The sequence below is a fragment of the Microcoleus sp. PH2017_08_TRC_O_A genome (assembly GCF_020738665.1).
Taxonomy (GTDB): Bacteria; Cyanobacteriota; Cyanobacteriia; order Cyanobacteriales; family Microcoleaceae; genus Microcoleus.
The window spans coordinates 1-24,168 of the sequence record NZ_JAEQCE010000052.1; the positions used below are offsets into that span (position 1 = coordinate 1).

The window sequence follows — 24,168 nt, forward strand, 5'->3', positions numbered from 1 at the left end:
ATCTTGACTCCAGGCAAGTCTAATATATAGTCTAAATAAAAGTCCATGACAGTAAATGTATTGTTTGTTACATTATACACCATAAAGTCAGGAGAGCCGCCATTGCCGAATCAACCGGCATCATAGCAATGGGTTCGTCGGCTGGGGCAATTTCTGTTAATTCAATACCGCCACTGAGTTCGGTAGAATCTGTATTGGCTATGAAATCAACCATGTGCAGGCCGTGCATTGCAGCTTCGGGTGCGGCAATTTCGATAAATTCGAGGCATTCCCCGCGATCGATCAACAGTCCTAGCTGGCCGTTAGAGTGACCGACTGCTAAGACATTGCTCAAGTCTATTTTGGATAGTTTCATGGGTTTTGTCAACAAGGATTTGTTTTACGTCAATATTTCCCGATCTTTGCAAGTTTCTGTGTCGAGGAAATAGTGGATTAATTAATAGTTTAGCCTGTATTGCCTAAAAAGTCAATTAACGTATCTTTTATGTGTAAAGTGTGCATTTAGCATCCTAATTTGGTATGATTTGTCTGTTGCTTAAGGAAATTAGACCTCTTCCACTCCTAAGCTTTCCTACCCTAAAATTATCTGCGTTTATATGTATTTATCTGCCTGAAATCTGCGGTTTGTGTGTCGATCGCAGACTTATGCAAGAGCTGTATTGAGCAAGGTTCGCCATAAGCACCCGAGTTTGATAAGATGTGTCAGCTTCTTAACGAAACTTGACAATAAATTAAGAATTATTGCCATAAAACAAAGGTAAAGTTGTGGCAATGGCGAGTCAAAGCCCAACCAGCAAAAGCGTTTGAGGATTTTTCCCATCTGTAAATCTTCAGAAAGTTACTATTTCTAAAGGATTCATCTGGTGAGAAAATCTCAAACAACCTTAAAATTTAGCAGTAATCGCCCGATCGGGCAAATCTCAACCAGCATAAGGGAAAATACCTATGAAATTGGCTTATTGGATGTACGCAGGCCCAGCCCACATCGGCACTCTGCGCGTTGCGACTTCCTTCAAAAACGTCCACGCGATCATGCACGCACCGATTGGAGACGACTATTTTAACGTGATGCGATCGATGCTGGAGAGGGAACGGGACTTCACTCCGGTAACTACCAGCGTGGTTGACAGACACGTACTGGCGCGGGGCTCGCAGGAACGGGTGGTGGACAATATCACCCGCAAAGACAGAGAAGAGCACCCCGATTTAATTGTACTTACCCCGACTTGCACCTCCAGCATTCTGCAAGAAGACTTGGAAAACTTTGTTAACCGAGCTCAATTGGATGCCAAAGGCGATGTGATGCTGGCGGATGTTAACCATTATCGGTTTAACGAACTCCAAGCTGCCGATCGGACTTTGGATCAAATCGTCCAACTTTACATTAACAAAGCTCGCAAAAAAGGCGATTTGGAAGGTAAAAGCGAAAAACCATCGGTGAATATTATCGGTATGTCTACGCTGGGTTTCCACAACCAGCACGACTGCACCGAGTTGAAGCGTTTGATGGCAGATTTGGGAATCGAAGTCAACGAAGTTATTCCCGAAGGTGCTTCGGTTCACAACTTAAAAAGACTGCCGCGCGCTTGGTTTAACCTTGTTCCTTATCGGGAATTGGGGATGGCAGCCGGGGAGTATTTGCAAAAAGAATTCGGCACGCCGATGGTGGATATTACGCCGATGGGTGTGGTGGAAACTGCGCGCTGCATTCGGAAGATTCAGGAAGTTCTGAATGCTCAAGGTGCGGATGTTAATTATGAAGAGTTTATTGACCAACAAACGCGGTTTGTGTCTCAGGCTGCTTGGTTCTCAAGGTCGATCGACTGCCAAAACTTAACCGGCAAAAAAGCCGTCGTATTTGGCGATAATACGCACGCTGCGGCGATGACGAAGATTTTGGCTCGCGAGATGGGTATCCACGTTGTGTGGGCAGGAACCTACTGCAAACACGATGCTGATTGGTTCCGGGAAGAGGTAAAAGGGTATTGTGATGAAGTGCTGGTGACGGAGGATCATGGTGCGATCGGGGATGCGATCGCCAAAGCAGAACCTTCGGCGATTTTCGGCACGCAGATGGAACGCCACGTGGGTAAAAGGCTTGATATTCCGTGCGGTGTGATTGCTGCGCCGATTCACGTGCAAAATTTCCCGATCGGCTACAAGCCATTTTTGGGTTATGAAGGCACGAATCAATGCGTAGATTTGGTCTACAATTCCTTTACTTTGGGCATGGAAGACCACTTGCTGGAAATCTTCGGCGGCCACGATACGAAGGAAGTGATTACTAAGGGAATTTCGGCTGATTCTGACATGGGTTGGACGAAGGATGGACAGGCAGAATTGAATAAAATCCCTGGTTTTGTGCGGGGTAAAGTGAAGCGAAATACTGAGAAGTTTGCGCGCGATCGGGGAATTGAGAAGATTACCGTTGAGGTGCTGTACGCGGCTAAGGAATCTGTCGGCGCGTAGTTTCGATTGTGATAAGGGCATCTGTTGTAGATGCCCTTGCTTATTTATGAAATTTCAGATAAAATTCGGTATTGCGAGACTGTCGAGCGTCACCACGCACCCTATAGTGGAGACGCTGGCACTCTCGATGATGCGATCGCGAGCGGGGACGCTCGCACTATAAATGACTCTTGATGATGATAAGGTAAACAGCCCTGATGCTCCCTCAGATATCGCTTGAAACCGCCCGGTTGGTTTTACGCCCGCTCGCTTTAACTGATGCGCCAGCCATTCAAAAACTTGCCAGCGATCGCGCAGTTGCTGATACGATGATTTCGATTCCTCATCCTTATCCAGAAGGCGAAGCTGAGAACCATATCTCTAATAAAATTGCTGAGTTTCGAGATGACCATTCTGTGGCGTTTGCGATCGAGTGCAAGCAGGAAAAGTTGGTGAGGGGCGCGATCGAAATCCGAGATATCGATCGGGAACATTCAATCGCTGAATTGAGTTTTTGGTTGGGTGTTGAGTCATGGGGACAGGGATACATGAGCGAAATCCTCCCTTCGATACTTTGTTTCGGGTTTGAAAACCTGCACCTCAATCGGCTTTATGCCTACCATATGTTGAGGAACCCAGCATCAAGTAATGTATTGAAAAAAAACGGGTTTATTCAAGAAGGCGTGCTGTGTCAGCGAGTCCGAAAGTGGGAAGTGTTTGAAGATGTAGTGCTGTTAGCAATTCTGTATCGGGATTGGAAACGCCAAAGATAGGACTCAAGTCCTCACATTGCTTGATACTCCAAAAGCTGTTCCCCTCGGATAATCCACAATTTACCCGCAACTTCTGCGGCATCCAATCCGCTAATTAATATTTCTACTGCCGCTTGCAAATCTTGCGGTTTCGCTTGAGAAGGCAGACGCAGTAACACAATCCCACAATAATCAGAAGGATTGTAGCGGAGGCGATTGCCAAACCCCCTATCCAAAGTCACCAAACATCTATCTTCCCTTCGACAGATATCAATTAATAATTCATCCGGTGTTGAACTCAAATTTTGTTCTCGTACAGTCGCAACATCGTGGCCAGCCAAACGTAACATCGAAACAACGCGGATGCTACCCAAATTTTCATCAAGTTTTAACTTCACTTTAAAACTACCTTTTTTTTACCCACAGGAATTTCGACATAACAATCTCTTGCCAACTCAGCCCCATAAGCAATGCAAGCCAAAACGTCTTCTCGTTCAATTCCCGGATATTCCTCAAGCAATTCTTCCACAGTCATGCCACTAGCGAGAAAATCAAGAATCAGAGAAACCCAGATGCGATGGCCGCGAATGCAGGGTTTGCCAAAGCAGATATTCGAGTCGATTGAGATCCGAGACAGTAAATTATTTTGAGTCATGTCTTTTCAATCCAAGATAAGCTTTGAGAGTGACTGGGATGACATTCTATCAACGCTGCTATCAGAACGGATGTATCAAATAAAACGTTCATTTTAGATAAATTTCCCGATTCTTTCTTCGCGCATATGGGGAATAATTGTATCCCAATTAATCAGTTCTTGATTTTTTATTGATGATGCTTTGACGACTAAGACTCCACCAACATAATAAACCTCGCACTCTTCATCCATATTAGCCGGTTCGCTGTTGCCAGTTTCATCGGGCGGCGAAACTACTTCCTGGTTTCTCCGCTGCCATAACAGGAAATCTGCAAAGTTGAGGATTTCTTGCAGTTCGATTTCCGAGAAATTTTTCAGTTTTTCAACAATTTTTGCTTGGATAGGTATCACGGCTATTTTTTCCTTGCTTAACACGACCGCCAGATTCAGTTTAACACGAACTAGGAGCGTGAAGCGAAGCTATCCCGTAGGTAATCGCCCTCACACCTCATTCTGATTATTGTCTTTTTCAACTTCCTCAAAATTCACTTTCTTATAAATAGCAGATAGAGGAACTTCTAGCTGAAACGAATTAAACACTAATCCGGTATCTTCCTCATCATACTCGGAATACAACCATCTTTTGTGCTCGGTTTTAGCATATTGCTCGACCTTAAAAGCTTGCTTAGTCTCAACTCCAGTTTATTGTTCTGAGCGCTACGTGAAAGCAATCGCAAAGACTTTGGCAATAATTGAGGATTCCTCAAATGGGTAAACAACCCGGACATGGTATGACTAATTTGCGCTGCCATCTGTGAGGTTAGCGCTGCGGATCTGACAAAAAAATGCGAAAACTCGGTCTGCAAGAAGTGATAACTTAACATAGCAGTTCTGTTTGATATGAGCTACCCTTGGTAATTGGCGAGCATTCGCCGAGCGCTTACCTATGTGAGGGAAACCATACTATAAGCTTTTCTGCTTTTAAATTGCATATTCGGCGCGCTGCTCAAAGCCGACGCCACAAGAATTTGATTGATTCTTGACACACAATTTAAATGTGCAACAGCTTACTTATCACAAAACTGCTGAAAAAAGTTAGCTTTGTTCGCGATCGGCAATCGATCGGATCCGATATGAATAACGAACGCAATTCACAGAAACAGGAAAACTACTTGCACCTCAATTGGCACAGATTTTTTGGCGAAGCGCGTACCCGGATTCTGCTCTGGTACGTTTTGTTAATGGCATTCTTCCTGTCCCTTTCTATTCCTGCAATTCGCCATCGCTTGTTTTTGCTGGTAGATGGGCGCGTCAATGCGGAGTTAGTTGAAGAAATTATCATATTTGATGAAGTGCTGGCTGCTGAATTTGACTCTAAAAACGGAGACGTAGAAAAACAATTAAAAGAAAAATACAGATCTCTTAAAACTTACTCGAATTCTCAAAAATTGTCGGCACTCTTGGATATTCACCTTTCCCGGCAAATCACTGAAGATGATACATTTCTCATCGCTATCATAGAAGGAAAATTTTATAGAGCCAGTTCCAAGGCACTGCCAAAACTGCTTCAGCCGGATTCGGAATTGGTAAAAAGTTGGGGAAAATTTAGCCAGTCAATTCGCGGCGAATACAAGGTCTCAGACAGTAGGGTTGGGAGCATTCTCTACGTTGCCAAACCTATTAATATTCAAGGCAAAACTGTGGGAGTATTCGTTGTGGCTCACCTGACTGCGGGGGAACGCCAAGAAGCACTGGAAGCTTTCCAAGTTATGATTGAGGTAATTTTGGTTGCCATGATCTTAGTTGCTTTGCTCGCTTGGATAGCTGCTGGAAAACTGCTGGCTCCTCTGCGCGTGCTAACAGCAACTGCTCGCACGATCGAAGAGTCGGATTTGACTCAGCGGATTGCAGTGGAAGGAAAAGGGGAAATTGCGGAACTGGCAACTACTTTTAATCAAATGATGGATCGGATTGAGGAATCTTTTGCTACCCAGCGCAATTTTATTAACGATGCGGGACACGAACTGCGCACTCCGATTACGATAATTCGGGGGCATTTGGAATTGATGGGCGACGATCCCCAGGAACAGCAAGAAACGATAGCGTTGGTGATGGACGAACTCGATCGCATGAGTCGATTTGTGGAGGATTTAGTGCTGCTGGCTAAGGCGGAACATCCAGATTTTTTACAGCTAGAAACTGTGGATATCGGCACGCTAACTGAGGAACTTTTTGCTAAATCAACGGTTCTAGGAAATCGGAATTGGGAATTAGATGGTATAGCCTTATGTCGGATTGTTGCCGATCGCCAGCGCATTACTCAAGCTATAATGAATTTGGCTCAAAATGCGGCGCAACACACTCAATCGGAGGATTCGATCGCGATCGGATCTGTTGTTAGCGGCAGTAACGTGCGATTTTGGGTGCGCGATACTGGAGAAGGTATTGCCCCGATCGACCAACAGCGAATTTTTGATAGGTTTGCGAGGGCTGCAAACAGCCGCCGCCGTTCTGAAGGGGCTGGCTTGGGTTTGTCTATTGTCAGGGCGATCGCAGAAGCTCACGGTGGCAAAGTATATGTTAACAGTCAATTAGGTACTGGCTCGACTTTCGCTGTCGTTTTGCCGATCGATGAACCATCTGAATCTAGAAAGTAGCATCTAATTATACTGCTATCAACTCTCAACTCTTAACTCTCAACTCTTAACTCTCAACTCTTAACTCTCAACTCATGAGTAGAATTCTAATTGCTGAAGACGAACCCAGAATCGCTACTTTTATCGAAAAAGGTCTGCGATCGCACGGTTTTATGACTGCCGTTGCTGCTGATGCTCGCGATGCCTTAATAATGGTTATAGAAGGCGAATTCGATTTAATGATTCTCGATTTAGGACTCCCCGGCAAGGATGGATTGCAAATTCTTGAGGAATTGCGCGGACAGGGAGAAGAATTGCCGATTATTATCTTGAGCGGGCGCGATGATATTCAAACTAAAGTAGCCGGATTTGAGGGCGGTGCTGACGATTATTTAACTAAACCTTTCCGTTTTGAAGAGTTGTTGGTGCGGTTGCGCGCGCGCTTGCGCGGTCGGGAAGATCGCAGCATTTCAGAGGAAATGCTACTTAAAATTGGCAACATAACACTCGATTTGCGAACTCGAAAAGTGAAAGTGGACGATCGCACTATTGACTTGCCCGCCCGAGAATTTACCCTCGCAGAAACCTTCTTTCGCCATCCCGGACAGGTGATGAGTCGGGAACAGTTGTTGGATCGAGTTTGGGGTTACGATTACGATCCCGGTTCCAATATTGTCGATGTTTATGTTGGTTATTTGCGGAAGAAATTAGGCTCTAGTCTAATTGAAACTGTTCGCGGCATGGGGTATCGGCTGCGATCGTGAAAAAAATCTCATAATAATTTCACAATTTATTCATGGGAATTTGTCATAATTTAAAGGTTATAGGTGGCTTGTCATTTAATACAAAAATTATGTACCGAATTTTGATTGCGGAAGATGAAGTTAAAATCGCTGCTTTTATGGAGAAAGGCTTCAAAAAACAAGGATTTGCTACTGCGGTAGCGGAAAATGGCCCGCAAGCTCTGTCAATGGCAACAGAGAGCGAATTTGACCTATTATTGCTGGATTTGGGGTTGCCTGCGATCGACGGTATGACGGTACTCCGGGAACTGCGCAACCGAGGAGAACAGCGGCCGATTATTGTGGTAACAGCCCGTACTGACCGACAAGAATTGGTTTCGGCATTGGAATCTGGCGCTAGCGAATGCGTTACTAAGCCTTTTAGTTTCAATGACTTGCTCTTGCGGGTGCGATCGCACTTAAAAGAAACAAATTCTTGTCTGTCCCTGACCTAATTAATAAATTTCGGTAAAGTTCATAAATTTTTTCAACCTAACCAATGTAATTTTTGTTAGGCAATTCTCAGTGTAATTACTGAGACAACTTTGACATAATCCCCCTCACTGAGGGGGATTTTTGTGAGATTTTTGTTGTGTCATGTCCGATCGATTCCCGAACGCGCCCGCGATCGGGTTTGTAGTGAGGACTTCAGTCCTCAAAAAAAGAACTAGAGTCCTTACTGCGAACTAATCTTTTTGTCTTTCTCGAATGTGCGAATATTTTTTTCGCAAGCATCGGGCGGTTTCTCATTGTCGATCGGCCGTACCTATGTTACATATGCTACCAAATTAGCTGCCCAAATTCCCAATTTGTCAGTAAATCACCGGAGTTTCGTGAGAGTTTTCTCATCAAAGCTTCATGAAGACTTCATAAAGAATTGGGAAATTATATTTAGAAAGTCGTCATAAAACTTAAAGACACCCAAGGGCGATCGCAACTTACCCGAGAGGCTGTCCTCAACTTAACCCCATAGGAGAATTGCCCTCATGCGCGTTTGTGTCATCGGTACAGGATATGTTGGTCTGGTAACAGGAGCTTGCTTGGCAGAAATAGGACATCACGTAATCTGTATAGACAATAATGCTGAAAAAGTAGCCCTGATGCAGTCGGGAAAATCTCCAATTTTTGAACCCGGATTGACAGAAATCATGCACTCTGCGATGGAAAGCGGACTGCTGGAATTCACGACAGACTTAGCTGCTGGCGTGGAACACGGCGACATTTTGTTCATTGCTGTGGGTACTCCGGCTTTGCCAACCGGTGAAAGCGATACTCGCTATGTTGAAGCAGTGGCCCGCGGCATCGGAACTCATCTCAACGGCGGCTACAAAGTAATAGTAAATAAATCCACTGTTCCCATTGGTTCGGGAGATTGGGTGCGCGGGATCGTGCTCGATGGTGTTGCCGAAAGCCAGCAGACAATTGCAGGTTTTGATGTCGTCAGCAACCCGGAATTTTTACGGGAAGGTTCAGCAGTTGCCGATACTTTCAATCCCGATCGCATTGTTTTAGGTAGCAACAGCGAACGGGCGATCGAGTTGATGCAACAACTCTACACTCCAATTATAGAACGCAAATTTGCTGCCGCTCCTTCTTTGCCTCCCGTTCCCGTCGTCGTTACCGATTTGAGTTCGGCAGAAACGATCAAATACGCGGCTAATGCGTTTTTGGCAACTAAAATTAGTTTCATTAATGAAGTAGCAAATATTTGCGATCGAGTTGGTGCAGATGTTACTCAAGTAGCGAAAGGAATCGGACTCGACTCCCGCATCGGCAACAAATTTCTGCAAGCCGGCATCGGTTGGGGAGGTTCCTGTTTTCCCAAAGATGTTTCTGCTTTAATTCACACCGCCAGAGACTACGGTTACGAAGCTCAATTACTCAATGCTGCCGTCAGAACTAACGAATATCAGAGATTAATTGCGATCGAAAAACTCCAGCAAGTTCTGAAAATCCTCAAAGGCAAAACCATCGGATTATTAGGTTTAACATTCAAACCAGACACCGACGATATGCGCGATGCACCAGCTTTAGATTTGATTTTGCAACTCAATCGTTTGGGTGCCAAAGTCAAAGCCTACGACCCGATTATTTCCCCCGACAGCACGCATTCCAACCTGTCGCAAGTTACCCTAACTGCTGATGCCGAACAACTTGCCGATGGTTGCGATGCCTTAGTATTGGTGACAGATTGGCAAGAGTTTCGCAAGTTAAACTACAGCAAAATTGCCCGCCACATGGCCAATCCGATCGTCATCGACGGTCGCAATTTTCTCGACCCAGACCTTCTAGAAAAAGCTGGTTTTTATTACCTTGGCATCGGTCGTTCTGGTACGGGCAGCGTGCCAATTGCCAAAGAAAAAATTAATGCCAAAATTAATTATTCAGTCTCAGAAAATTCTTGCACTGTTCTTGCTTGAGCTTAGCAAACAGTTGACTGTTAGTTGCGCTCTTTTTCAACTAATGACTGATGACCAATGACTGCTGACTAAATTGAGGCACATTGACTATGAGACTGATGGTTTACTCCCACGACGCATTTGGTCTCGGCAACATCCGTAGAATGCTGACCATTTGCGAACATTTACTAAGTTCTATTCCCGAACTTTCCATTTTGGTAGTATCCGGTTCGCCGATGCTGCAAAGTTTTAGACTGCCGCCGAGACTTGACTACATCAAAATTCCCTGTTTGAATCGGGGCGAAAGTGGGGAAATATCAGTCAAATATTTGAAGACTGACATTTCTGAAACTATCAAAATGCGATCGGACTTGATTTTGATGGCAGCAATCAACTTTAAACCCGATGCTATTTTAGTCGATAAAAAGCCTTACGGCATCAAAAATGAGTTGGTGACAACACTTAAATTCTTGAAAAAACAGTTGCCGCAAACCAAACTTTTACTGCTGCTGCGCGACATTTTGGATGCACCAGAAAAGACAATTAGTGAGTGGCAAGAACACGGTTTTTACCAAGCAGTCGAGAAGTTTTACGACCAGATTTTGGTAGTCGGTATGCCGGAAGTATTTGATATTTGTCGCGAGTATCAATTTCCGCCGGCAGTTGCTCAAAAGGTGCGCTATTGCGGCTATATCCGCAAAGAACCGGGGTTGAAAAGTCGAGAAGCCAGACGGCAAGAATTGCAAGTACAAGAGTACGAACAGTTAGTTTTGGTGACACCGGGCGGCGGCGAAGATGGCTATCATGTCGTTGACACTTACTTAACAGGAGTGGCGCAACAAACAACAAAAAAAATTCGCAGCGTAATTATTTGCGGTTCGGAAATGCCCGCCGAACATCGAGAGCAACTTTATCAAAAAGCTGCGTTAAATCCTCAAGTTGAAATGTTGGATTTTACCGACGATTTGATGAGTTATATAGATGCAGCGGATGTCGTCGTTTGTATGAGCGGGTACAACACAATTACGGAAGTGCTTTCTTTGGGAAAAAGGACGATCGCAATTCCCAGAATAAAACCCGCTAGCGAGCAATTGATGCGAGCTGAAAAAATGTCTAAACTCGGTTTGCTGAAAATGATTCATCCCTGCGAAGTGACTCCAGAAAATTTGATGGATTTGCTTTTAACTAAATTAGAGAAAACTCTTTATTGCGCTGTGGCTCCCGGTTTAGATTTGGGTGGACTGCCGCGAATTTCTCATTATATTTCTCACCTGTTATCTAACCCGGTAACTTCCATTGAGTTCGATTTTTCAGCACTCAAGCCAAAGCCAATTGTCACAATTCAATAAGGCGATCGAATTGCAACCGCAGATAAGGCGGATAAACGCAGATAAACGCAGATAAATTTCATCGGTGTTAACTGTCAACTGTCAACTATCAACTGTCAACTGCTATATATGTCTAAAAATCGCAAAACCGCAGGCTACCTGCTCAAAACTTACCCGAAACTTTCGGAAACTTTCATCTTGAATGAAATTCTGGAATTAGAACGTCAAGGAGTATCCTTGCACTTGTTTTCTCTCCGCAAACCGACGGATGAAAAAAATCATCCCGATGTGGATAAAGTCAAAGCTAGCGTTACTTACATTCCGACACTGCTGCCGAATTTCAGCTTTCAAGATTTAATTAGTTTGCTAAAAGTTCACGGGCGACTTTTGTCTCAAAGTCCGAGGCAATATTGGCAAGCGCTGCAATTTCACTTGCAGCGGCCGGAAAAGAAGCGCTGGAATGAATTTTTGCAAGCGGGATATTTGGCAGCAAAAATGCAGGAATTGGGACTTTCTCACCTGCAAGCACACTTTGCCAACATTCCGACAGCAACGACGGAAATCGCTAAGATTTTTGGCAATTTCTCTTACAATATCTTTGCTCACGCTAAGGATATTTACTTGACAGAACCGGAAGTGCTCGATCGCAGAATTAGCAGTGCAGAATTTGTACTTACCTGTACTGGATTCAATCACCGCTATTTGCGCTCTGTTTCCCAAAGCAACACGCCGATTTACTTGTCCTATCATGGCATCGATTTAACCCGCTTCACCTCAGCATTTGCCAAACACAAAACTGAAATTTCCTTGATTTTGAGCGTCGGTAGGTATTGCGAAAAAAAAGGATTTCCTTACTTGATCCAAGCTTGCCAGCAGTTGAAACAGCAAGGTTATAAATTTCAGTGCGACATCGTTGGTTACGGCCCTCTGCAAGCAGAACTCGAACAATTAATCGCCGATTTGGATGTAGCGGATGTTGTCTCTCTAGCCGGGAAAATGACTCAAGATGAGCTAGTCAAAGTATATCAGAGAGCAAGCATATTTGTGCTACCTTGTCAAGTCATGGAAAATGGCGATCGCGATGGAATTCCCAATGTTTTATTAGAAGCAATGGCAATGAAAATTCCGGTTGTTTCTACCGATATTTCTGGCATTAGCGAACTGGTAGAAAGCGGGGAAAATGGCTTTTTGGTTCCAGAAAAAAATCCGCCAGCTTTAGCCGAGGCTTTAGCAAAATTGCTAACTCAGCCTGAATTGATGGCGCAGTTTGGCAAAGCCGGAAGACAGCGGGTTTTGCAACAGTTTTCCCTGGAACGAAACGTGGGTGAAATTCGCGAATTGTTCGATGGACTCTTGAACTCAACTCAAGTAGAAAACCCGCAGCCAACAATAGAATTTACAGCAAAAGTAGAGGTAAAAGTCTGATGAAAAAGCTCATGTTTTACTGTCAGCACATCTTAGGTATCGGACACCTAGTCCGCAGTATGGAAATTGTGCGCGGTTTAGTTGCAGACTTCGAGATTTGTTTTGTCAACGGTGGAAAAGCGATTGCCGGATTTGAAATTCCTGCTGGAGTTGAAGTTGTGAATTTGCCTGCGATCGAAACCGATCCAGAATTTCAAAATCTTGCGGTTGTTGACGACAATCGCAGTCTTGAAGAAGTTCAAGACTTTAGGAAGGAGCGACTTTTAGAGATTTTCAACTTTTTTCAACCGGATATTTTGATGATCGAGTTATTTCCCTTTGGTAGGAGGCGGTTTTCTTTTGAGCTGATTCCACTTTTAGAACAAGTAAAAGCCAAAGGAAGAGTGACAAAAGTAGTTTGCAGTTTGCGGGATATTGTTGTCACCAAACAAGACCAAGAAAGGCATGAAGAAAAGATTTGTAAACTAATGAATCAATACTTCGATCTATTATTGATTCACGGCGATCGGCAATTTCAACCCTTGGAGGAAAGCTTCTCCCGAATTAGCGACTTAAACTGTCCAGTCCATTACACGGGATACGTGGTTCAGTCTTCGCCGGAAAATCCAGTCCTTAATGATGAGGACAAAGCTGCGATCGACTCCGACAAACCGCTAATCTTGGCGAGTATCGGCGGCGGTAGATTCGGACACGAACTGCTAGAGTCTTTAGTAGAAGCAGCTCCGATTTTGCAGCAGATTGTTCCCCATCAAATCCAGATATTTACGGGGCCGTTTTTTCCTGAAGCAAAGTTTGCTCAAATGCAGCTTTTGGTATCCACTCAACCCAACATTAACATTCAGCGATATACACCAAATCTGCTGACATACATGAAAAAAGCGGATATGTCTATTAGTATGGGAGGCTACAACACTACCATGAATATTTTGACAACTGGGGTGCGAGCCATGATGTTGCCATTTGTTGGAAATGGCGATCTCGAACAAACTATCAGAAGCCAAAAGCTGGAAAAATTGGGAATTTTAAACGTGATTCATCCAGCCGATTTAGAACCAAAAAAGTTGGCTCTCAAGATTGTGAAATGTTTGATGGAAACGCCAAATCCGGTGAGGTTTGACTTGCAGGGAGTAGATAAAACTGCTGTTTTCTTGAAAGCTTTACTGAAAGTACCGGCTGTTGCCGCATAAAATCCTTGGGAAATCTCGCTTTTACCTAAGTCTAGATCCCCCTAAATCCCCCTTAAGAAGGGGGACTTTGACTGCTTCCGGCCCCCCCCTTCTTAAGGGGGGCTAGGGGGGATCGAAGCCCTGCATAAGCACAAAAATTATCAAATTGAGGAGTGAATTTAATGACAGTTAAAGTTTGTATTGCAAGTTTGGAATATCCGCCAGAAGTGGGTGGAGTGGGAGAGTCGGTACACCGAATTGCTCACATGATGTTGGATGCGGGATACGAAGTTCACGTTGCTGTTTTTCATTCCAAACAGCGGAAGTTTGTGGCCGGTGAACCCCAGCGGGCGAGGATCGAAACTGTCGATCGAGATGGTGTTTTGGTACACCGTTTGTATCCGCCTGTGCGATCGAGTGAGCCGATTATGCAGGATTTTTTGAGCGAGATTTATTCTCAATTAAAAAACTTGCATCAAAAATACAATTACAATCTGTTTCATGCTTTTTTTATCAATGAAACTGGTTTTATTACTACTTTGCTAGCCCGCGAACAAAATGTGCCGGTTATCAACAGCATTCGGGGTAGCGATTTGCACAAACATATTTTCAATGCCAAACAGCATGGCCAAACTGTTTGGATCTTAGAAAATTCGGATTGGGTAACGTTTGTTAGCCGCGATTTGCAAACGAGAGGCCGCATTTTAGCCCCCAGCATTCAGCACAAATCTTCGGCGTTTTGGAATTCGATCGGTGCGATCGACTTTACCCAACTGTCGGCTCCTGTTGTGCCCGGTGAATTGCGGGGCACTGTCATCGGCTCAGTTGGTCGTTTTCGCGACAAGAAGGGCATCGAATATTTGATGGAAGCTTGCGGCAAAATCAGCGCCGACGTTGATTTAACGCTGCTTTTAATCGGGGATTTTGCCGATCGCGAACGGGATTACTGGCAGCAAGAAGTGCAAAACAGCGGATTGGGCGATCAGCTGATTATCACTGGACTTGTCAGCCGAGAAACGGCCCTTGCTTACCTGCCAATTATCGATATTTTTGCCATTCCTTCCCTGCACGATGGCTGTCCCAACGCCATGTTAGAGGCAATGTTAGCAGGAAAGGCGATCGTGGGTACAAAGGTAGATGCGATCGGCGACATTCTGGAAAACGAGGTGGATGCACTGTTAGTCAATCCAGGTTCAGCAGCAGAATTAGCAGTTGCTTTGCGACAACTTGCCCTCAAACCCGAACTGCGACAAAAACTCGGCTTAGTTGCTAGAAAAAAGGCGATCGAACACCTAAATCCCGCTGTCGAACAAGCTAATTGGCAAACCGTTTATCAGGAAGTTTTAGAGTCATCCAAGCCAATTATCGCCACTAATAGTATCAGCCCAAAGTTTGCTCTTACTAACAGCATTTAATGGCAAATCTGAGTTTGTTTTTGCTTTGATTACTCGGCGATTGAAATCGCTACTACACAAACGAAGTCCGCCTGCGCGGACTGAAGAATAGGAGTTACCACTGTGATATCACCAAAAGTTACGATCGTTGTCTCACCCCGCGAACGTTTTAGTTACTCTCGCGAGTCTTTAGAAAGTCTGTACGAACATACAGAAACGCCGTTTTCCCTAATATATGTTGATGGCAACTCACCATCAATGATACAGCAATATTTGGAATTACAGGCAAAAGAAAAAGGCTTTCAACTATTGCGGACAGAAACTTATTTAGCGCCCAATGAAGCTAGAAATCTCGCTTTAGATCGAGTTGAAACTGAATACGTGCTGTTCATTGACAACGACGTTGTTGTCACTCCCGGCTGGCTCGATCGCCTTTTGGAATGTGCCACCGAAACCAAAGCCTCTGTCGTTTGTCCCCTCACCTGCATCGGCAATCCACTGCATGAAACCATCCATTTAGCGGGAGGAGAAGCGCGGATTGTCTTGGAACAAAAACCGGGCAAAACTAAAGTCAAGCGGAAGGTACATGAAAAACATCATTTCGTCAATCGTCCGGTGGCTGAAGTGCGCGAACAACTCCACAGAAGCCAGTGCGAATTTGCCGAATTTCACTGTATGTTAGTCCGCACCGAAATATTTACTCGCATCGGCAAACTAGATGAAGCGTTGCTGAGCACGCGCGAACACATTGATTTCTGCATGAGTGTGACGAATGCGGGCGGCACTATTTATTGCGAAACTGACTCGGTAGTTACTTACGTTCCTGGTCCGCTGCAATGGTCTGATTTTTCCTTTTTCATGCTACGCTGGAGCGATGCTTGGGAAGTGGCAAGTTTGGAACATTTCCGCACTAAATGGAATCTGACTGAAGACAAGTATTTCAAAAAGCGCTACAGCAGATTGGGACAGCGCCGCCATCAGGCGATTGTTCGACCTTTTGTACGCAAAATTGCCTTCGGAAATCGCAATCCGCTGTTGGAAAAAATGTTTATTTCAGTCGATCGCACAATCAACCGTTATATTACTTCTCGGTTCGATCGAACGGGCGATCGTAAAGTGGAAGTTAAGGTATTACAACCGGAGCGATCGCAGGTTTTGGAAGCAGCATCTTCTGTTTTGTAAGAATAGTCAAATTTGCTCTCCAGTAGTCCGCCAGGGGTTTAAACCCCTGCCTCAAAGCGAAAGTCCTCTAAAGAGGACTGAGAAGAATAATTTTCAACTCATTAGTCCTCTTCAGAGGACTTTAGCTATGAGCCAGGGAATTCATTCCCTGGCGGACTGTCGGATAAGCGAACTACCCAACCAATCTAGTTTTTTCAGCATCTATCAAAAGGGAGATAAAATTGCACAATTCATCATTTCAAGGACTCTAAAATGCCGGAAACTAAAAGTGTTAAAGAAACTATACCCGGACTGGGACGAATTATCCAAAAGTTCTGGCCACAGATTCGCCATCAAAAGGTTTTGCTTTTAATTTCATTTTTAGCACTAATCGCTGAAACGGCCTTTCGTTTGCTAGAACCTTGGCCTCTGAAAATAATCTTTGACTACATTCTGCTGTCGGGATTTGAAACCGCTTCTCAAACATTTCCAATTATTAGAAATCTCAGCACCATTGAGTTGTTAACAGTCATCGCTGTGGCAATTGTGGCGATCGCAGCTTTGCGGGCCGCTTGCGCTTATATTAGTACGATCGGCATGGCTTTAGCTGCTACTCACATCATGACCGAAATTCGGGGGACTCTTTACAGTCACTTGCAACGGCTTTCTTTGTCATTTCATAGTAAAGCTAAAAGTGGGGATTTAATTACCCGCGTTACCTACGATGTAGAGCGCATTCGTGAAGCTACTGTCACCGCAGCACTGCCACTATTTACCAATATTTTTACACTCACGGGAATGCTGGGGGTGATGCTGTGGATGAATTGGGAATTGGCGATAATTGCGATCGCAGTTTTTCCGCTATTTATCCTCGTTTCCGCTCACCTTTCCAAGCAGATTCAAAAAGTAGCTCGCAAGCAGCGCAAGCGCGAAGGAGCGATGGCCGCCACCGCCGCCGAAGCAATGAGTGCCATTAAAGTAGTGCAAGCTCTTTCGCTCCAAGGAATGTTAGAAAGTTCCTTTAATAAAGACAACCAAAAAAGCTTACATGAAGGAGCAGAATCGCAAAAACTAGCAGCGGGATTGGAGCGAACTGTAGAGATGTTGGTTGCAGTTGCAACAGCTATAATTTTATGGCGTGGCGTGCAATTAGTGCTGGATAAAATGGTTTCACCTGGGGAATTATTGGTATTCATTAATTACCTCAAAACAGCATTTAAACCGATGCGGCAGTTGGCAAAATATACCGCCCAAATTTCTAAAGCCACGGCTTCGGGAGAACGGATTATCGACCTCCTTGATACGGTACCCGAAATTCGCGATTTGCGGGGTACAGTGACAGCACCACGTTTCCGAGGTGGAGTTGAATTTAAAAATGTAATGTTTGCTTATGATGCGGAAAAAGTGATTTTGCAAAACATGAGTTTTCAAATAAAAGCAGGTCAGCAAGTTGCTTTAGTCGGGCCTTCTGGCGGTGGCAAATCGAGTTTAGTCAGTCTGTTACTTCGGCTTTACGATCCTGTGGAAGGAGGCATTTTAATTGATGGACATGACTTGCGCGAATACAAAGTTGATTCGTTGCGACAACAGATTAGTATCGTGTTACAAGAGAGTGTTTTGTTTGCTGTCAGCGTCAAGGATAATATTGCTTACGGATGTTTGAATGCAACTGATGCTGAAATTGAAGCGGCCTCCCGTTTGGCTAATGCTCACGATTTTATCGAAGCATTACCTCTCGGCTACGATACTATTTTAGGAGAACGAGGATCGACGCTTTCGGGGGGACAAAGGCAGCGAATTGCGATCGCTCGTGCGGCTGTGCGTCAATCTCCGATCGTCATTTTAGACGAACCGACAACTGGTTTAGACCAAGAAAACGAACGTGAGGTTAGCGAAGCCTTGGAAAGATTGACTCAGAATTGCACGACTTTTTGGATTACTCACAATTTGAAAGCAGCCGAACAAGCTGACACAATTCTGTATATTGAAGGTGGCAAAGTTTTGGAACAGGGTGCTCATTCTGAACTGCTACGTTTGGGCGACAAATACGCAGCAATGTATGCTGTACAATCTGCCGGCAATAATTTGCCGGATGAAGCGGATTCCTTTGCTATTTCCCGTTAATGCGTTCAACAGTTGACAGTTGACAGTTGACAGTTGACAGTTTGAGAGCAACTTCTACCTAAAAGGAAGAGGATTGGAGTAATGAATAGTCTGGTTTTTATGTCTCCCTCAAAGGGAGAGGCTTTCAACCAATTATTTTCGGTAAATGTGAATTTTCTATCTTGAATTATTGCCGTTTTTATTTTACTCATGGTTTCTCAATTTTCCGTAGTTATTCTAATTGCTTTGACGACAGCTACTCCGGTTTATGCCAGCGAGTTGGCTGAGATAGATGGCGATTTATCTTCTATCACTAATAGTCAAATTTCTCTCAATCAAGTTAGATCGGAGTCGGTGGTTGAAACTGCACAAATAGAATCATCGGTTGAAACTGCACAAATAGAATCATCGGTTGAAAACCCATCTACACCAATAGAATCATCGGTTGAAAACCCATCTACACAAATAGAATCGGCGGTTGAAACCGCACAAATAGAATCGGCGGTTGAAACCGCATCTACACAAACAAAGTCCACCTTCGTGGACTCAGAAATGAAGGAAACACGAAAGGATGAATCTTTAGCAAACATTACCTCCGTCTCCGAATTATCCGATGTTAAACCTACGGATTGGGCATTTCAAGCCCTTCAATCTTTGGTAGAACGTTACGGGTTAATTGTCGGATATCCCGATCGCACTTTTCGTGGCAATCGTGCTTTAACCCGCTACGAATTTGCCGCAGCTTTGAATGCAGCCCTCGATCGCCTAAATCAGCAAATTGGGACTAATACTGCTAATTTAATCACCCGCGAAGACTTGGAAATTCTGAGTAAACTGCAAACAGAATTCCAGGGAGAGTTGGCAAGTTTGCGGGGTAGAATCGAAACTTTGTCACAACGTTTAGATGCCGTGCAGCAATTTTCAACTACTACCAAATTGGAAGGAGAGGCGCTGTTAGGAGTTATTGGAGTTGAGGGAAATGAAAAGGCAGATGGTGAAGGTGATGTTGATAGTAATCTTACTTTTGGCTATCGAGTCAGATTGAATTTTGACACGAGTTTTACGGGGAAAGATCGACTCAGAACGAGACTGCAAGCTAACAACATTCCTAAAGTTAGCGACGCTGCGGGAACAGACATGGCTAATTTGAGTTTTCAAGGCGAAAGCAAAAATCAATTTGAACTCAGTCGATTAGAATATCGGTTTCCCATCAACAATCAAGCCGTAGTTTATGTGGAAGCTGTCGGCGGCAGTCTCAACGACTATACTGATACTCTTAATCCTAATTTAAGCGGCAGCAGTCGGGGTGCGGTATCCCGTTTTGGACAGCGAAATCCGATCTATCGTCACGGCGAAGGTAGCGGTGTTGGAGTGAGTTATGCTGTTAGTAAAAATGTTAGTTTAGATGTCGGATTTGTGGCTGATAAAGTAAATGATCCGGCAATTGGTTTCGGGAAAGCAGCTTATGGTGCGATCGCCCAATTAACTCTCCGTCCAACTAATAATATCGGAGTTGGTTTAACCTACGTCCGTTCTTATAATAGCCTGGATACGGGAACAGGGAGCGATCGGGCAAATGATCCTTTTGACGGCGAAAGCGATGCAATTGCAGCCAATTCCTTCGGCATTCAATCCACTGTCAAACTCAGTCGCCAAGTCACAGCCGGAGGTTGGGTGGGATATACCCGCGCCCAGGCCCTTGATTTGCGCGATCGACCTCAAGCTAGTATGTTTAACTGGGCGGTAACTTTAGCCTTCCCCAATTTGGGTTCAGAAGACAGTGTAGGAGGCATAGTTATAGGCCAACAACCTAAAGTAATAAACAGCGATTTTATCGAAGACGATCGAGAATATATCGACTCGGACACATCACTGCATTTAGAAGCATTTTATCGGAGGCAATTAACAGATAATCTAGCAGTAACTTTGGGTTTGTTGGCGATAACTAATCCAGAACATAACAGCAATAATGATCCAATTTACATCGGTACTTTACGCACAACTTTTAGTTTTTGAGAATAACCAATAAAAAAGTAAAAAACTTCCTTATTCCTTCTTCCTTCTTCCTTCATTACAATCATGAACAATACAACTCGCGTTATCCTCGTCCGTCACGGTCAAAGTATTTATAATCAGCAAGGACTTTATCAAGGCTGCTGCGACGATTCTTTCCTAACTGAAAAAGGTCGTTTAACCGCCTATCAAACAGGACTTTCTTTAAGCACCATTCCCATAGATTTTGTTTACAGCAGCCCACTTCAGCGCGCTAGAGAGACAACTAGCGAGATTTTAAGTGCGATCGCAACTATAGCCGACAGTCACCCAGAATTGCACATCCATGAAAACTTAAAAGAAATTGACTTACCCGCTTGGAATGGTTTATCATTCAAATACGTTCGAGAACACCTTGCTGAAGATTACCGCTGTTGGAGAGAACGCCCTCACGAATTTCAGATGTCTGCTGAAACTGAGGATAATTCCTCCGGTAGCAATTCAGTTACCACTTTAGTCAAACCACAAAATTTTCCAGTCCAAAATCTCTACCGCCAAGCTCAAAATTTTTGGGCTGATATTCTGCCAAAATATGCTGGTAAAACAATCTTAATTGTCACTCACGGCGGGACAATCAAAGCATTAATCAGTACCGCGATCGGGATGAAATGTCAAGACTTTCATACCCTACAGCAGTCTAATTGTGGGATTAGCATTCTGAGTTTTGTTGGTGCAGAATATCAGGCTGAATTAGAAGCGATGAATTTGACAAATCATTTAGGAGAAATTTTACCTAAACTGAAAGAAGGCAAACAAGGACTGCGTTTGTTGCTAGTACCCGCAGACAGTGAAAAAGACGTTTATATCGACAGTATTGCCAGAATTATCGAGAAAAGCCCTCTCAATTTTTGCCTTAACAGTGAGGGAGCCAATTCCGCACAAATGGCAGAAAAACTAATTCGATCGTGTTCCCAGCCCACAGTGCAGTTATCCATCTCAACCGAAAAATTCATGCAGACTTGGCATCAGACAATTTCTGGGCGATCGCGCGAAACTTCCTCTCTTTGTACCGGATTAGTTGTTGCCGAAATTGGCGAAATTCAGGGAGCATTAAATCAAGTTTTAGGCTTGCCAATTCAACAGGAATCTCTCAAGGTTCAACCCGGAACTATCAACATTTTACACTATCCTGCTTCCGCGAAATATCCTGTATTGCAAGCGATGAATCTCTCCGGTCAAATTAGTTAGAGATCCCTTGAAATTATTTCCATCACCAATTACCCACAATGAAAATTTTAGTCACAGGCGCAGCAGGCTTTATAGGGTACCATTTAGCCCAAAGATTATTGTCCCAAGGTGAACAGGTTTACGGTATAGACAACTTAAATGACTATTATGATGTCAATCTCAAAAAAGCGCGTTTGGCTCAACTCCAGCCGCATTCAGAATTTACTTTTCAGCAGTTAGATTTGAGCGATCGCACTTTAGTATCCCAACTCTTCCAAAATCAAACATTTGACCGAGTTGTCCACCTCGCAGCCCAAGCTGGTGTGCGCTATTCCCTGGAAAATCCCCATGCTTATGCAGACAGCAACCTAATGGGATTTTTGAATATCTTAGAAGGTTGTCGTCACAGCAAAATCAAACATTTAGTCTTTGCTTCTTCCAGTTCCGTTTATGGCAATAATACCAAGATTCCCTTTGCTGTTAGCGATAATGTGGATCATCCCATATCGCTTTACGCCGCCACAAAAAAAGCTAACGAATTGATGGCTCATTCCTACAGCCACTTGTACAACTTGCCAATGACGGGATTACGCTTTTTTACAGTGTATGGGGCTTGGGGACGACCGGATATGGCATATTTTAAGTTCGTAAAGGCGATCGCGGAAAACAAACCCATTGATGTTTACAATTTCGGCAAAATGCAGCGCGACTTCACTTATATTGATGATGTCATTGAAGGAGTTGTGCGAGTCATGGAAAAGCCTCCTCAATCCAATTCAGAAACATCAAGCACCGTTCCCTATAAAATTTACAATATTGGCAATAATTCCCCAGTGGAATTGCTGGCATTTATTGAAGTAGTTGAAACGGCAATGGGCAAAAAAGCGGTTAAAAATTTGTTACCAATGCAGCCTGGTGATGTACCTTCTACCTATGCAGATGTAGATGATTTGATGGCGGATGTAGGGTTTAAGCCTAGTACCCCGATAGAACAAGGCATCCATCAATTTGTAGAGTGGTATTTAGACTATTACGGCGGTGCAACCCCCAACTCGCACACTCAAAGTGTGACAAACATCAAATATCCGCCCGAGGGCGATCGTCTCGCCACAATTTAAGCAGAAAAAATATTCACTAATGCGTTTTTCAATTGAAGCGCATTAGTGTTCCCCTATTGTTTGAGTAAGATTTTTTTCCGATAAATCGCGCAAATTACTCAATTCCAAAGACTCTTGTTTGACGCGACAAGCCATAGATGCTAACTGCAAACTCATAAAAGCATTCAAATCTTCCAAATCCCACTTGGCTGAGGCAAAAAGATGCTGCATTTGATTTTCCGCTTCCAAACTTAGATAGCCAGCGGCAATAGCTTCCTGTACAACTTCACGAATCAGCAGGATCTAATTTTTCCTTACGAAATCGGATAGCAGTTAGTAGGGTGCGTCGCCACCCAAAATCTCTGACTTGCATATCGACAATCTGATAGCGACGCACCTATAGCGGTTCTCAAAAAAGTGAGGTATGCCCTATGCCCTATGCCCTATTCCCTATTCCCTATTCCCTATTCCCCGTTCTCACCTTTCTGAGAAAGGCTATATGCGATCCAAGATAAACAAACCAACACAAATTTTGTACTAAAATTATGTAAAAATGATATTAAAATACAGCCACATCGTATCAGCGAAGTAGTGTTTCCCGCACTCGGTTCGCCGATGACAGCAAGGCGTTTCCCCTTACTTTTAGGGCTGTCGCTGTTAGCACCGACATGAAGTTCAAACCTATTGTAAAAAATCACAAATTCACCTGCATTGTTGGACAATTGACCGAGTTTGGCATCGTCAATTTAATCTCCTGGTTAGATCCAGTTTCAGGATTGGGGATTGGTATGGTTTGCTTGGTTTGGCATATTTTCCAGGATATTAGAGAAGAAGACGAAGAAGACAGGGATAGTCACTCCAAATAGGTTCGTAGTAAGGACTTTAGTCCTCCGTTGGATCGTCGCAGCAAATTTCATGGGGTGCATTTTGGTTTGACAAATATGTGCGTAGGGGCGAAGCATGACCAAGAATTTCTTGATGGTACCCGCCACGTGATTTATCCGTGGAATCAATCCCAAATCGAAAATCTAAAATCCTCTCTTCCCCCGAATTTATCCGTGGGGTCGCCTCTAAAATCTGACCTCCGTCAATATGAAATTATAACTAATAACTGATATGCGGTCATGCGATGCGAGAGTCCTCTTCAAAACCCAGATGCACCCATTTCATATCATCGCGGGCGGGAACTCTGAGAACCGCCTCTACAAATGTGAAATCTGCTGTATTAGCTTCCGAAAGGGCGATCGCACTTCTCATCAATGATATGCTTGAGCTAGGGATTAGGGCGCAATTAATGTGAATACCTTCAAACTTACTCATTCAAGACCAGAAGAGCGCAAACTACTTACTTGTTTACCAGCCTAAAGATGATAAATCGGAGTATTTAGCTCTAGCGGGTTACAACCAAGAAAATTGGCAAATTCTCAAGAGAGATATAATGGAAGCTGTAGAGGGTGCTGAAGTGGCAGAAGTTACCTCTACAGGTTGGGGTACTCGCTTTAAAGTCAAAATTCAGTGGTATGGCCCTAACAATCGATTAGTTAAAGTTGTTACTATCTGGCAACAAGATGAGGCATCCGAGATGGTTAAATTTATCACCCTTTATCCTGACAAGTCATAGGGA

At 44.0% G+C, this 24,168-nt stretch carries 22 protein-coding genes; 16 read left to right on the top strand and 6 right to left on the bottom strand.

Annotation, left to right across the window (positions count from 1 at the left end; translation table 11 throughout):
- Positions 1-67: 67 nt before the first annotated feature.
- Positions 68-355, bottom strand: a complete 288-nt coding sequence (locus JGK22_RS18785; protein ID WP_293313392.1) for a hypothetical protein — start codon at positions 353-355, stop codon at positions 68-70.
- Positions 356-945: 590 nt separating this feature from the next.
- On the opposite strand from JGK22_RS18785, the gene bchB reads away from it, so the two are divergent.
- Both bchB and JGK22_RS18795 read left to right on the top strand, forming a co-directional pair.
- Positions 946-2,469: a ferredoxin:protochlorophyllide reductase (ATP-dependent) subunit B gene (bchB, locus tag JGK22_RS18790; protein ID WP_293207029.1), complete on the top strand. Its 1,524-nt coding sequence runs from the start codon at positions 946-948 to the stop codon at positions 2,467-2,469.
- A 230-nt stretch (positions 2,470-2,699) separates the two neighbouring features.
- Positions 2,700-3,221: a GNAT family N-acetyltransferase gene (locus JGK22_RS18795; protein WP_293207031.1), complete on the top strand. Its 522-nt coding sequence runs from the start codon at positions 2,700-2,702 to the stop codon at positions 3,219-3,221.
- Positions 3,222-3,232: 11 nt separating this feature from the next.
- Here JGK22_RS18795 and JGK22_RS18800 read toward each other — a convergent pair whose 3' ends face one another.
- From JGK22_RS18800 to JGK22_RS18810, 3 genes are all read right to left on the bottom strand, one after another.
- Positions 3,233-3,598, bottom strand: coding sequence for a DUF5615 family PIN-like protein (locus tag JGK22_RS18800; RefSeq protein WP_293207033.1), 366 nt, complete (start codon positions 3,596-3,598; stop codon positions 3,233-3,235).
- Positions 3,595-3,855, bottom strand: coding sequence for a DUF433 domain-containing protein (locus JGK22_RS18805; protein ID WP_293207036.1), 261 nt, complete (start codon positions 3,853-3,855; stop codon positions 3,595-3,597). The genes JGK22_RS18800 and JGK22_RS18805 overlap by 4 nt, the downstream gene beginning before the upstream one ends.
- A gap of 93 nt (positions 3,856-3,948) precedes the next feature.
- Positions 3,949-4,245, bottom strand: a complete 297-nt coding sequence (locus tag JGK22_RS18810; protein ID WP_293207039.1) for a hypothetical protein — start codon at positions 4,243-4,245, stop codon at positions 3,949-3,951.
- Positions 4,246-4,967: 722 nt separating this feature from the next.
- Here JGK22_RS18810 and JGK22_RS18815 point away from each other — a divergent pair.
- From JGK22_RS18815 to JGK22_RS18875, 13 genes are all read left to right on the top strand, one after another.
- Positions 4,968-6,491 (top strand): ATP-binding protein, encoded by a 1,524-nt coding sequence (locus tag JGK22_RS18815; protein ID WP_293207042.1) that lies wholly within the window; start codon positions 4,968-4,970, stop codon positions 6,489-6,491.
- Between the two features lie 74 nt (positions 6,492-6,565).
- Positions 6,566-7,234, top strand: coding sequence for a response regulator transcription factor (locus JGK22_RS18820; protein WP_293207045.1), 669 nt, complete (start codon positions 6,566-6,568; stop codon positions 7,232-7,234).
- Positions 7,235-7,323: 89 nt separating this feature from the next.
- Positions 7,324-7,707, top strand: a complete 384-nt coding sequence (locus JGK22_RS18825; RefSeq protein WP_293207048.1) for a response regulator transcription factor — start codon at positions 7,324-7,326, stop codon at positions 7,705-7,707.
- A 531-nt stretch (positions 7,708-8,238) separates the two neighbouring features.
- Positions 8,239-9,672, top strand: a complete 1,434-nt coding sequence (locus tag JGK22_RS18830) for a UDP-glucose/GDP-mannose dehydrogenase family protein (RefSeq protein WP_293207051.1) — start codon at positions 8,239-8,241, stop codon at positions 9,670-9,672.
- Between the two features lie 143 nt (positions 9,673-9,815).
- A complete protein-coding gene (locus JGK22_RS18835) occupies positions 9,816-11,000 on the top strand; it encodes a glycosyltransferase (RefSeq protein ID WP_293207054.1) in 1,185 nt (394 codons plus the stop codon).
- A gap of 108 nt (positions 11,001-11,108) precedes the next feature.
- Positions 11,109-12,404: a glycosyltransferase gene (locus tag JGK22_RS18840; protein WP_293207056.1), complete on the top strand. Its 1,296-nt coding sequence runs from the start codon at positions 11,109-11,111 to the stop codon at positions 12,402-12,404.
- Positions 12,404-13,591, top strand: a complete 1,188-nt coding sequence (locus tag JGK22_RS18845) for a glycosyltransferase (RefSeq protein ID WP_293207058.1) — start codon at positions 12,404-12,406, stop codon at positions 13,589-13,591. Before JGK22_RS18840 ends, JGK22_RS18845 begins: the two co-directional genes overlap by 1 nt.
- A gap of 161 nt (positions 13,592-13,752) precedes the next feature.
- A complete protein-coding gene (locus JGK22_RS18850; protein ID WP_293207061.1) occupies positions 13,753-14,985 on the top strand; it encodes a glycosyltransferase in 1,233 nt (410 codons plus the stop codon).
- A 102-nt stretch (positions 14,986-15,087) separates the two neighbouring features.
- Entirely contained in the window at positions 15,088-16,146 is a 1,059-nt protein-coding gene (locus tag JGK22_RS18855; protein ID WP_293207063.1) for a glycosyltransferase, read from the top strand.
- A 252-nt stretch (positions 16,147-16,398) separates the two neighbouring features.
- The gene (locus JGK22_RS18860; RefSeq protein WP_293207065.1) at positions 16,399-18,249 is read left to right on the top strand and encodes an ABC transporter ATP-binding protein; all 1,851 of its coding nucleotides are present in this window, start codon (positions 16,399-16,401) and stop codon (positions 18,247-18,249) included.
- Positions 18,250-18,438: 189 nt separating this feature from the next.
- A complete protein-coding gene (locus tag JGK22_RS18865; protein ID WP_293207067.1) occupies positions 18,439-20,244 on the top strand; it encodes an iron uptake porin in 1,806 nt (601 codons plus the stop codon).
- A gap of 63 nt (positions 20,245-20,307) precedes the next feature.
- A complete protein-coding gene (locus JGK22_RS18870; RefSeq protein WP_293207069.1) occupies positions 20,308-21,468 on the top strand; it encodes a histidine phosphatase family protein in 1,161 nt (386 codons plus the stop codon).
- Positions 21,469-21,506: 38 nt separating this feature from the next.
- A complete protein-coding gene (locus tag JGK22_RS18875) occupies positions 21,507-22,565 on the top strand; it encodes an NAD-dependent epimerase (RefSeq protein WP_293207071.1) in 1,059 nt (352 codons plus the stop codon).
- Positions 22,566-22,607: 42 nt separating this feature from the next.
- Here JGK22_RS18875 and JGK22_RS18880 read toward each other — a convergent pair whose 3' ends face one another.
- Both JGK22_RS18880 and JGK22_RS18885 read right to left on the bottom strand, forming a co-directional pair.
- Positions 22,608-22,847, bottom strand: coding sequence for a hypothetical protein (locus tag JGK22_RS18880; protein ID WP_293207104.1), 240 nt, complete (start codon positions 22,845-22,847; stop codon positions 22,608-22,610).
- Between the two features lie 819 nt (positions 22,848-23,666).
- Positions 23,667-23,864 (bottom strand): hypothetical protein, encoded by a 198-nt coding sequence (locus JGK22_RS18885; protein ID WP_293207074.1) that lies wholly within the window; start codon positions 23,862-23,864, stop codon positions 23,667-23,669.
- Here JGK22_RS18885 and JGK22_RS33310 point away from each other — a divergent pair.
- Positions 23,863-24,165 (top strand): DUF6883 domain-containing protein, encoded by a 303-nt coding sequence (locus JGK22_RS33310; RefSeq protein ID WP_363319185.1) that lies wholly within the window; start codon positions 23,863-23,865, stop codon positions 24,163-24,165. The genes JGK22_RS18885 and JGK22_RS33310 overlap by 2 nt on opposite strands.
- Positions 24,166-24,168: the final 3 nt, after the last annotated feature.